At 48.8% G+C, this 10,316-nt stretch carries 9 protein-coding genes and 4 pseudogenes; 4 read left to right on the top strand and 9 right to left on the bottom strand.

The window, feature by feature from the left end; genetic code table 11:
• Window positions 1-100 precede the first annotated feature (100 nt).
• Window positions 101-232: a replication initiation protein gene (locus MKS11_RS27650; protein ID WP_074442714.1), complete on the top strand. Its 132-nt coding sequence runs from the start codon at window positions 101-103 to the stop codon at window positions 230-232.
• A 342-nt stretch (window positions 233-574) separates the two neighbouring features.
• On the opposite strand, the gene MKS11_RS26685 is transcribed toward MKS11_RS27650, so the two are convergent.
• Window positions 575-1,257 (bottom strand): IS1 family transposase gene (locus MKS11_RS26685; protein ID WP_284109786.1). Its coding sequence is split into 2 segments (ribosomal slippage): window positions 575-1,023 and window positions 1,023-1,257, totalling 684 coding nucleotides; the frame shifts between segments, so codons are not numbered across the junction.
• 803 nt (window positions 1,258-2,060) lie between these two features.
• On the opposite strand from MKS11_RS26685, the gene MKS11_RS26690 reads away from it, so the two are divergent.
• Entirely contained in the window at window positions 2,061-3,284 is a 1,224-nt protein-coding gene (locus tag MKS11_RS26690; RefSeq protein ID WP_284109782.1) for an oligosaccharide flippase family protein, read from the top strand.
• A 95-nt stretch (window positions 3,285-3,379) separates the two neighbouring features.
• Window positions 3,380-4,077, top strand: a protein-coding gene (locus tag MKS11_RS26695; protein ID WP_284109783.1) for an IS1 family transposase whose coding sequence is annotated in 2 segments (ribosomal slippage) — window positions 3,380-3,629 and window positions 3,629-4,077 — 699 coding nt in all. Because the reading frame shifts where the segments join, the coding sequence is not laid out codon by codon here.
• 27 nt (window positions 4,078-4,104) lie between these two features.
• Here MKS11_RS26695 and MKS11_RS26700 read toward each other — a convergent pair.
• Both MKS11_RS26700 and MKS11_RS26705 read right to left on the bottom strand, forming a co-directional pair.
• The gene (locus MKS11_RS26700; protein WP_284109784.1) at window positions 4,105-4,986 is read right to left on the bottom strand and encodes a beta-1,6-N-acetylglucosaminyltransferase; all 882 of its coding nucleotides are present in this window, start codon (window positions 4,984-4,986) and stop codon (window positions 4,105-4,107) included.
• A 279-nt stretch (window positions 4,987-5,265) separates the two neighbouring features.
• Window positions 5,266-5,421 (bottom strand): annotated as a pseudogene (locus MKS11_RS26705) (transposase); the annotation flags it as partial.
• A gap of 55 nt (window positions 5,422-5,476) precedes the next feature.
• Here MKS11_RS26705 and MKS11_RS26710 point away from each other — a divergent pair.
• Window positions 5,477-6,174 (top strand): IS1 family transposase gene (locus tag MKS11_RS26710; protein ID WP_228690388.1). Its coding sequence is split into 2 segments (ribosomal slippage): window positions 5,477-5,726 and window positions 5,726-6,174, totalling 699 coding nucleotides; the frame shifts between segments, so codons are not numbered across the junction.
• Between the two features lie 18 nt (window positions 6,175-6,192).
• Here the strand turns inward: MKS11_RS26710 and MKS11_RS26715 are convergent.
• From MKS11_RS26715 to MKS11_RS26740, 6 genes and pseudogenes are all read right to left on the bottom strand, one after another.
• Window positions 6,193-6,948 (bottom strand): annotated as a pseudogene (locus MKS11_RS26715) (IS630-like element ISEc33 family transposase); the annotation flags it as partial.
• 104 nt (window positions 6,949-7,052) lie between these two features.
• Window positions 7,053-7,346 (bottom strand): annotated as a pseudogene (locus MKS11_RS26720) (replication initiation protein); the annotation flags it as partial.
• A gap of 682 nt (window positions 7,347-8,028) precedes the next feature.
• Window positions 8,029-8,241 carry an MbeD family mobilization/exclusion protein gene (locus MKS11_RS26725; RefSeq protein ID WP_000137423.1) on the bottom strand — a complete coding sequence of 71 codons (213 nt, stop codon included), beginning with the start codon at window positions 8,239-8,241 and terminating at the stop codon, window positions 8,029-8,031.
• A 3-nt stretch (window positions 8,242-8,244) separates the two neighbouring features.
• Window positions 8,245-8,730: an MbeB family mobilization protein gene (locus MKS11_RS26730; protein WP_048332377.1), complete on the bottom strand. Its 486-nt coding sequence runs from the start codon at window positions 8,728-8,730 to the stop codon at window positions 8,245-8,247.
• Between the two features lie 370 nt (window positions 8,731-9,100).
• Window positions 9,101-9,445: pseudogene (locus MKS11_RS27760) on the bottom strand (nuclease); the annotation flags it as partial.
• Window positions 9,408-9,728, bottom strand: coding sequence for a MobC family plasmid mobilization relaxosome protein (locus MKS11_RS26740; protein WP_024243919.1), 321 nt, complete (start codon window positions 9,726-9,728; stop codon window positions 9,408-9,410). The gene MKS11_RS26740 and the pseudogene MKS11_RS27760, both read right to left, overlap by 38 nt.
• Window positions 9,729-10,316: the final 588 nt, after the last annotated feature.

Here is a 10,316-nt window from a genome sequence, read left to right on the forward strand (position 1 = left end):
TTTCGGTTTACCGGTGTCATTCCGCTGTTATGGCCGCGTTTGTCTCATTCCACGCCTGACACTCAGTTCCGGGTAGGCAGTTCGCTCCAAGCTGGACTGTATGCACGAACCCCCCGTTCAGTCCGACCGCTGCGTCTTGTCCGGTAACTATCGTCTTGAGTCCAATCCGGAAAGACACGCAAAAACGCCACTGGCAGCGGCCATTGGTAAACAGGATGTGCGAGAGATGTAGTAAGAGTTCTTGAAGTGATGGCCTGAGTGCGGCTACACTGAAAGGACAGATTTGGTGACATGTCTCGCACAAGACTGTTACCACGGTTAGAAAATCTGCCAGGATTAACTAACCTTCGAAAAACCACCTGCCAGGGTGGTTTTTTCGTTTACAGAGCAAGAGATTACGACGCAACAGAAAGGAACTCAAGAAGTTCCTTGCTGTATTGCTACTATCCTAGAGATCTGACCCATTAGGGGCATTATCAGATTACGGCCTTGTAATCCACGATAAAAACCCAGAAACCAGAAGAGTTGGCCCAGCGACATATGTTACATAAACGCCCACGGTAATGGTGCCAACTTACTGATAGTGTTTTATGTTCAGATAATGCCCGATGACTTTGTCATGCAGCTCCACCGATTTTGAGAACGACAGTGACTTCCGTTCCAGTCTTGCCAGATGTTGTCTCAGCTTCAGGTTATGTCGCTCAATGCGCTGAGTGTAACGCTTGCTGATAACGTGCAGCTTTCCCTTCAGGCGTGATTCATAAAGCGGCCAGCCATCCGTCATCCATACCACCACATCAAAGACCGACAGCAGGCCCGGAAGACGCTCCAGTGTGGCCAGAGTACGCTCACCAAAGACGTGTGCCACCACCGTCCTGCGCATCCTGTCATAGGCGTAAAATAACCAGCGCTGACGTGATTTAGCCCCGACGTAGCCCCACTGTTCGTCCATTTCCGCGCAGACAATGACGTCACTGCCCGGTTGTATGCGCGATGTTACCGGCTCCGGCCTGAGTTTTTTAAGTGCCGTAAAATCGTGTTGAGGCCAACGCCCATAATGCGGGCACTGGCACGGCACCCAACCCCATTCATGGCCATATCAATGATTTTCTGATGTGTACCGGGTTGAGAGGCGGTGTAAGTGAAGCTAATTTGCCATGTTTTACGGCAGTGAGAGCAGAGATAGCGCTGATGTCCGGCAGTGCTTTTGCCGTTACGCACCACCCCGTCAGTAGCTGAACAGGAGGGACAGCTGATAGAAACAGAAGCTACTGGAGCACCTCAAAAACACCATCATACACTAAATCAGTAAGTTGGCAGCATTACCGGCTCTGTGATCAGGTTTTCAACCTGATTCAGGTCATGTCCATTCGCAGCGGTGGCCACCACTTTTTTGTTAATTCTGTAATTGCATCAACGGCAATGTTAGTCCACTGAGTCAGTATACTGATAAGTGTAAAGGAATCGGAATTTGCAGGAAATGGCAAGTCTCGTGAAAGTTCCATGATAAGAAAACGTTACGCCATCATAAGCAAGAGTGAAATCAGTCCTTCCTGAAGTTATCGTGTTTATTGTTAAGTTACTTAATGATTTGACCTCAACCCAAATGTTAAAGATAGTCGTTAGCGTTAGTGCAGTGGATAGGTAGCTGAAGAGCCCAGGGCGGTAGCGTGACTAAATTTTTGTTTTTATAGGTTTTTATTCAATTTATAAGATGCAGAAGATATGTCAAAAGAGAGCTTTTAGGTGGATTCTTTGCAGTAGTTAGACCACGACAAAAATCAGCTTTTGAATCGCCACGGATAATCTAGACACTTCCGAGACGTTGATAATACTGGTTTTCATATTCTGTCGGTGACATCTGATCGCTGGAACCATGCCGACGCTGGTAATGATACCAACTTGTTGATTTCGTATTTTCACTGACACCAGGATTATCCTGATGTTACAAGGATTGAATGACTACAGATTAAAATAGTCATCAACAGGTTGACAGTATTACCAAAATTTCTATGGAATTAATTTTTTGCGAGTGATTAATGTATTCTAATGCCTTGTGGATGATGGCTGAAAAATTAGTCAACATCATCGGTCTTGTGTTTGTAAACTCCTATATGGCAAAATATATAGGACCTACTGATTTTGGTAAGATTACTTTTGCTACGACAATATTTATGTTTGTACAGGCCATGGCTTGGTTTGGTGGGCAAAACATCCTTTTTAAAAGGATGAGTGAGAAAAGAAAATCAGGTATTGCTCTTGCATTACATACTCAAAAGCAGCGCAGGGTTATTTTTGCACTCTCTTCATTGATTGCCTTGTTCTATTTGTTTTTTTTTACAGATACCCTGACATTTGTTTTTGGGGTGGCTAACTGCATTGCCACTTATTATATAGTGATGGATGTTTTCGCTGTATATAATAATACGCAGTTAATATCTAGAATTAATGCATTAACAAATGGCGCAGGGTTGTGTATTGCTTTTATAGTCCGCTTTTTAATTTCATACTTGGAGTTGCCAGTATATACATTTAGCATTCCTATCATATTAATTCCAGCAATACCTTATGTTATTAGATATATATACTTTCACAATACCATTGAAGACACTGCGGTATTAAAATCGAAAACTAAGAAATATAATAAGTATTTGATTTCAGCGGGAGGATCGTTGTTACTATCAAGCCTGTCCATTGTGATTTACACACAGGTATCAAATGTTTTTTTGGCTAAAATGACCTCATATTCTAATTTGGGTATTTATAATGTGGCGCTGACGCTTGGCAGTGCGTATTCATTTATTTCAGTCGCCTTAATTACTAGTTTCTTTTCTAAAATCTATCAAGAGAAAGATTTTGAAAAAATGTCTAGACTTCTAACTTTAATAAATAGAATTGTGATCGTGATAACAATTTTTATCTTATTTGGTTTTTATTTTATTGGGCCATACATTATCAGTATGCTCTATGGTTCAGCCTATAAAATGGCTGTTGAGTTGGTGCCAATCATTATTCTCGCGACAATGTTTTCATCCTTGGGAACTATTTGTTATAGATTTATAATAAAATACTCTGGCTACAAGTACCTTTCATATAAAATGACGTTAACTGGCTTGCTCAGTATCCCATTCTCATATGTTATGATTAACCGTTATGATGTTTTCGGTGCTGCGTATTGTTTTCTTGTGGTCGAGGTTCTGTCATGCACATTATTAAATTATTTCTTTAGGAGTGGAATGATTCTAAGGATTCATTTAAATGTTATTGGGTTGATGAGGCGTTGATGGTGGGGGGGGGATTTCAGGTTTATTTATAGGTTGTGTTGGTAATGCTGCCAACTTACTGATTTAGTGTATGATGGTGTTTTTGAGGTGCTCCAGTGGCTTCTGTTTCTATCAGCTGTCCCTCCTGTTCAGCTACTGACGGGGTGGTGCGTAACGGCAAAAGCACTGCCGGACATCAGCGCTATCTCTGCCCTCACTGCCGTAAAACATGGCAACTGCAGTTCACTTACACCGCTTATCAGCCCGGTACGCATCAGAAAATCATTGATATGGCCATGAATGGTGTTGGATGCCGGGCAACCGCCCGCATTATGGGCGTTGGCCTCAACACGATTTTACGTCACTTAAAAAACTCAGGCCGCAGTCGGTAACCTCGCGCATACAGCCGGGCAGTGACGCCATCGTCTGCGCGGAAATGGACGAACAGTGGAGCTATGTCGGGGCTAAATCGCGCCAGCGCTGGCTGTTTTACGCGTATGACAGGCTCCGGAAGACGGTTGTTGCGCACGTATTCGGTGAACGCACTCTGGCGACGCTGGGGCGTCTTATGAGCCTGCTGTCACCCTTTGACGTGGTGATATGGATGACGGATGGCTGGCCGCTGTATGAATCCCGCCTGAAGGGAAAGCTGCACGTAATCAGCAAGCGATATACGCAGCGAATTGAGCGGCACAACCTGAATCTGAGGCAGCACCTGGCACGGCTGGGACGGAAGTCGCTGTCGTTCTCAAAATCGGTGGAGCTGCATGACAAAGTCATCGGGCATTATCTGAACATAAAACACCATCAATAAGTTGGAGTCATTACCTAGGTTCGAGTCTCACGCATCGGTGAGAATGCTATTCAATAACGCTGCATCTGCGGAATCTGAAAACTTCCTCGCAAAGATGCATTCGGATTTATTGATTTTATCAATATCGGTATTATCTAATATTCTCGGGTGATCGGGTCCTGTGTTCCAATCCATATATCTTAATGCATCGTTGGGTTTTGATGGATCGTGGTAAATATCACTTATACCAATAAACTTCAAAATAGTATGAAAAAAAACCTCATCCCCACAGAGTGATCTTTCAAATAAAGATAAAAACCAATCATTACCATTAACAAATGACATCACTTCGCAGACGGTTTTATGATTAAAAGAAAACCAGTTTGTCCCTTTATAAAAAACAACCCCCTTACTTACAGATGTGGCATACTCCTTATTAATAAATAAAAACTTGAACATTAGGAATAATTTTTTCTTTACCTTGGTTAGTAATGTTTTTTCCTTAGAAAAAAAATAACTAGGGTAATTATATTTAACTCGTTCCACAGGATCAACATAATTAGATCTTTCGTCTTGAAAGTGAATCAGGTTTTTATATCCAATCTCTGACAACAATAAATTCACTTTATTGTCACTCATGCATGGCAAGTCGTCTCCTGATAGAAAAAAAAGGTAATCAAAGCCAACAGCAATAGCTCTCTCTAGCAGCAGGAGGGTTGCCTTTATTTGACTGACTCCTCCCCAAGAAACATCAACTCGCTCATTTAATAAAGTTACATTATTTGATTCCAAGAACAAAAAATCGTCTAAATTAAATTTACCATCCACGTGAATTAATATTTCATTATTTTTAAAAGATGATAGGTAATTAATCGTCATTTTTAACGGCGCCGTGACCTTATGACATGCAATGCAAAATATTTTTCTCATTTATTTCTTTTCCTGTTCCATGTAGATCTACTTATACCAAAATCAGACCATGGGCGCTGCTCTTCATAGCTTCCTGAGCGCCTAGATTTTCCAGATAAAACACCTCTTTCTCGTTGTTTTTCTTTCGAGTGAGTAGCTCTTACGTAATCATTAAATGATTCCGGTAATGCTGTCAACCTGTTGATGACTATTTTAATCTGTAGTCATTCAATCCTTGTAACATCAGGATAATCCTGGTGTCAGCGAAAATACGAAATCAACAAATTGATATCATTACCGTGCCTGCCATAGCCGTTCCACATGATTCACCCACGGCGAGTAAACCGGCTGGTAAATTACCCTGAACTTGGGATTTGCTTTCAACCAGCGCTGTGTTTCGCGGCTTTTATGGATAATGTAGTTATCAACGATCAGCGTGATTGTTTTCACCCGCCGGGTAATGCTGCCAACTTACTGATTTAGTGTATGATGGTGATTTTAAGGTGCTTGCGTGGCTTCCATTTCCATCAGATGTCCTTCCTGCTCCGCTACTGAAGGCGTGGTGCGTAACGGCAAAAGCACTGCCGGACATCAGCGCTATCTCTGCTCTCATTGCCGTAAAACATGGCAACTACAGTTCACTTACACCGCCTCTCAGCCCGGTACGCACCAGAAAATCATTGATATGGCCATGAATGGCGTCGGATGTCGCGCCAGTGCACGCATTATGGGCATTGGCCTCAACACGATTTTACGTCACTTAAAAAACTCAGGCCGCAGTCGGTAACCTCGCGCATACCGCCGGGCAGTGACGTCATCCTCTGCGCGGAAATGGACGAACAGTGGGGCTATGTCGGGGCTAAATCGCGCCAGCGCTGGCTGTTTTACGCGTATGACAGGATACGGAGGACGGTTGTGGCGCACGTCTTCGGTGAACGCACTCTGGCCACACTGGAGCGTCTTCTGAGCCTGCTGTCGGCCTTTGAGGTCGTGGTATGGATGACGGATGGCTGGCCGCTGTACGAATCACGCCTGAAGGGAAAGCTGCACGTTATCAGCAAGCGTTACACTCAGCGCATTGAGCGACATAACCTGAATCTGAGACAACATCTGGCAAGGCTGGGACGGAAGTCACTGTCGTTCTCAAAATCGGTGGAGCTGCATGACAAGGTCATCGGGCATTATCTGAACATAAAACACTATCAGTAAGTTGGAGTCATTACCCACCCGCCGGTAAGTGGCTTTCAGGTGCTTCAGCAGAGCGATAAACAGCGCTGAACTTTTGCTGTTGCCGCCCACGTAGCTGACTTTACCCGTGCCACTGTGCAGTGCGCCGGCCAGATAGTATTTTTCGTTCTGCCCCGGAGTCACTACCCGTTTCTGCTGTCCGCGCAACTGCCAGTCCGCACCGATTTTAGGATTAAGGTGGATATCCACTTCATCTTCATAAAATACCGGATGCTCTGCACTGCATTCATCCAGCGCTTTGTGGATTACCGCCATCTTTTCATCTTTATGTGGGTCACGGATACGCAGAGTTGGCGCGGCCCTACGCCATACAAGCCCCGCAGATGGCAACCAGCGGCGAACGGTTCCTGCATGTAACTGGCAACCGGTTATCTCATTGATTTTTATTGCCAGTAATTCGGTGCTCCAGCGTGAACGTTGATAACCAAAATCGCCGGGAGAATGCTTTATCAGCTCACGTAACAGGGTGCAGATATGTTCAAAAGGCCAGCGTCGGGAGCGCCCTGCGGGTAAGGATTTCAGGCCTTCAATACCTGAGTGCGTAAACCAGTTAATCCAGCGACCAACGGATGAACGGGCACAACAGAGAGTTCTGGCAACATCGCTGACCCGTTCACCCCGATGAAGCATCAGCATGGCCGTGAGTCTGCGGGCATGATTTTTATCGCGCGTTTTATGAATAGCTTTCTGCATCAGGCGTCGTTCGCCACGGGGTATTGGTGCTATGATCGGCATCGCTCAGTCCGGTTGGTGGTTTTGGTTGGTTTGGCGATTGATCAGATCGCACAATCCGGGCTGAGTTCCCTTTCAGTGATCTACTATTCCGCGCAGCTATTTAGCGCGGTACGTACCGCGGTTTTCAGCGCATACAGCAGATGAGCGTGACCATTAGCCTTGTTCATAATGGTAAGAGTCGGTGCGGGTGCGTTCCGGTCACTCCAGTCAATCGCAGCACCGGGACGGTCAACGTCAAAGCAAAGCCAGTACTGGGCATGAGGCTGGTTGAACTGGATGTATCTGGCAAGGAGCGCCCGCTCTTTCCCTGCGATACGCAAGCCGTATTGCAGCTCGTCCGTGAAGTACGGTTTAAGGGACAGTCTGTCGTTAAAAAGTTCGAGTGCAGCGTTACGCAATGTGCCCTGCGCTTATGGCGGGCTGTTGTCTGGCACGGTTCATGTGCTAATATCCTTCTCAGGTTTCGACCTGGCCCTGGTTATCATGCGGATCCGCCAAGATTAGACATGATGCCGGGGCTTTGTTTTTTCTGGCCTTAACGTTACACCGTCTGACGACTTCTGTCGATCCCGCAGAGATTTACCATAACATCTCTTGTCTGCACCGCTGAAACGGGGTTGGCTGCGTTTCCGGTGCCAGACGCGAGAAAGTGGCGACAGACATGACGAAAAAACACCGGAAACGCAGCCGCTGGATATTACACTGTTGCATGGTCATGCAGCCAGATGCATACGGTCTGATTTCAGGCCAGAATCCGGATGAACGCCTTAAAAACAGGAAAATGCTTCTCCAGCCAGTCCCAGATCTCCAGCGCCATGTACAGGCAGTTCAGCATCGTCTCAATCACGTTAAACAGTCTCATAATCCCTCCGTTGTATACGCCGTGATGTTTTCATCACGACCGTATTTAGCGGGAAATTTATGAGCCTTCTTCGTGGGGGTTGTCACTGGTGAAGCTCTGTCAGCCCAGCGTCGGACCGTTATAGCTCCGCTGACGGGAACGGGCTTCCGCCAGCGCTTTTTCGTGCTGTCGCTGCTCGCATGCCCGTTCGGCGGCCACCGCCATTTCATGCCGCTGCACTACTGGCTCAAACGCTGTAACTGCCTGCTCAAGTTCGCCACCTGCTGACTCAAGCGCGTCACGCGCTCGTTCAGTGCCGCGTTCTCCCGTTGCATAAGCCCAGACATCTTCTGCCATTCCGCGAAGGCGCTCTCCCACTCGTCCAGCCTTTGCGAGTAGTCCTGATGTAGCTGCTCTAATGCGGTCAGCAACTGTTTTTCCAGTTCCGTCATGGGCTATTTCCTCTCCAGTACCATCCAGTTCCCGTCCTCCCCGTAAGCTCCCGCTTTCGGGTTCACTTTGACGCAGGACAGTTTCTTCTCCCCGCAGAGCGACAGCTGCACGCCGTGGTTCTTCTCCGACAGCATGGCCTGCGTCCGCTCCTGCGCCCGGATAGTCTGGTAATTCCCGGTGATCTGCTGCCCCTGCCACCACAGAATGCTCCCGCTCGTGGCGATCAGCAGTACCGAGACCAGGGTGATGGTCAGCCACGTCCGGCCGACCATACGCAGCACGCTCAGGCGGTTCGACTGCATCGCCGCGGTCATACCCTGCTCGTGGGCGCTGATGGCGTCGCTGATTCTCTTCGCGCTTGCGCTCAGTTCCGCTTTTACAGACTTCTCGTGCTCGCTGAATGCGGCTTTCAGCATCTCGCCGGTACTCTGCTGCTGCGCTTTCGATTGCTGCTCCAAGTCCTTCGCCAGCGCTAAAAGACTGCTCATAAATGGCTCCCTTCAGTCGGATGTTTCGCCCCCCGTCCGGGTCGGCAATGCTGATACTGTTTTTTGTGGTGCGGACCACCTCAAAACCTGCCGCTGTGAGCGCTCCTGTGACGTCCTCGCGCGTTTTTAGCTCCCCGGATGAGGCTAAGGCCAGCAACCCCCGTGTAATCGCCTGAGCGGCTTCCATCTTCGTTTCCGGCAGTGCGGACGGCGTGACCAGTAACCGCCGGTTCTCCGGGGCGTTTGGATCATGCAGCCCCAGTCTGCCGTTCACCACGGTCTGCCAGGCATCGATGCGCGGCCGGTCGGCGCGATCGTAGTACGGCTGCAGGCGTTTCCCGGTCAGCAGTTCAGTGTTGGGGATCAGGAAATTCAGCTCCAGCCGCCCCTTGTCGGTGTGCTCCACCCACAGAATGCTGTACTGGTCTTTATCGAGCCCGGGCATCAGAACCCGCTCAAAGCTGGCCATGATCTGCTCCCGCTGCCCGGGCGGCAGTTCAGCCTCCGCGAACGACAGCACACCGGAGGTGTACTTTTTCGCATACGGCGAGGCATCGATAAGCTCCCGGACTTCCTCCGGCTTTCCCTGCAGCACGGTCGCCCCCTCGCGCTGCCGGTCTTTTCCCAGCAGGTAATCCACCGGACCGGCACCACCACCACGCCCCCGGGGATGGAATTTAACGATCATCATCCCCCCCTGTTTCCAGCACCGCATGCCGCAGCCGCTCCAGTCCCGCGTCGATTGCCATCAGGGCGGCCACGATCTGCACCCGATCATGACCGGCACCACCGGCATTCACTTTCCGGGCGATCTGGTTCAGGTTGTTACCCATACCGGCAAGCTGGCGCAGCAGCGCAGGCGATATCGAAGGCAGTCTGCCGGCACGTGCCGGCTTCTCATCGAGGCAGGTCTGACGCATCCACGCCGCCAGCTGCCTGCCGTCGCACCGCTCGAGCAGCCGCCGGTGTTCGTCTTCCGTCACCCACATCGTGAGCATCTTGTTGCGTTTATCTGCCACAGTAGCCTCCTGATAACACCGGGACGGGCGGGAAATTTTTCCCGGGCGGCACGGTGTTGGACAAGCCGCAGGCGCGTCAGTCGCTTTTAGCGGGTTTCGGGGCGCAGCCCTGAACCAGTCACGTAGCGCTAGCGGAGTGTATACTGGCTAAATACTTTAAACCGGAGTAGTGATTTGCCAAAGTGCTTCATGTGGCAGGAGTGAAATGAGGCTTTCCGGCGTCAGGAGAAGATGCTGGTTCAGGTGATATTCCGCTTCCTCGCTCACTGACTCGCTGCGCTCGGACGTTCGGCTGCGGCGAGCGGACGAAGCTCACGGATAAGAGCATAAAGCTATGTCACAGGAATAAAGAGGTGTCAGAAAGGATGCGGCGTTGCCGTTTTTCCATAGGCTCCGCCCCCCTGACGAGTATCAAAAAATCTGACGCTCAAATCAGTGGCGGCGAAACCCGACAGGACTATAAAGATCCCAGGCGTTTCCCCCTGGTAGCTCCCTCGTGCGCTCTCCTGTTCCTGCCTTTCGGTTTACCGGTGTCATTCCGCTGTTATGGCCGCGTTTGTCTCATTC

This window comes from Klebsiella sp. K5-45 (assembly GCF_030128605.1).
Taxonomy (GTDB): domain Bacteria; phylum Pseudomonadota; class Gammaproteobacteria; order Enterobacterales; family Enterobacteriaceae; genus Klebsiella; species Klebsiella quasipneumoniae.

Bases quoted from the DNA above. Each gene is read 5' to 3' on its own strand.
- MKS11_RS26725 (WP_000137423.1), bottom strand. From the start codon at position 8,241: ATGACGGAACTGGAAAAACAGTTGCTGACCGCATTAGAGCAGCTACAT.
- MKS11_RS26740 (WP_024243919.1), bottom strand. From the start codon at position 9,728: ATGCTCACGATGTGGGTGACGGAAGACGAACACCGGCGGCTGCTCGAG.
- MKS11_RS26700 (WP_284109784.1), bottom strand. From the start codon at position 4,986: ATGAGAAAAATATTTTGCATTGCATGTCATAAGGTCACGGCGCCGTTA.
- MKS11_RS26730 (WP_048332377.1), bottom strand. From the start codon at position 8,730: ATGAGCAGTCTTTTAGCGCTGGCGAAGGACTTGGAGCAGCAATCGAAA.
- MKS11_RS26690 (WP_284109782.1), top strand. From the start codon at position 2,061: ATGATGGCTGAAAAATTAGTCAACATCATCGGTCTTGTGTTTGTAAAC.
- MKS11_RS27650 (WP_074442714.1), top strand. From the start codon at position 101: ATGCACGAACCCCCCGTTCAGTCCGACCGCTGCGTCTTGTCCGGTAAC.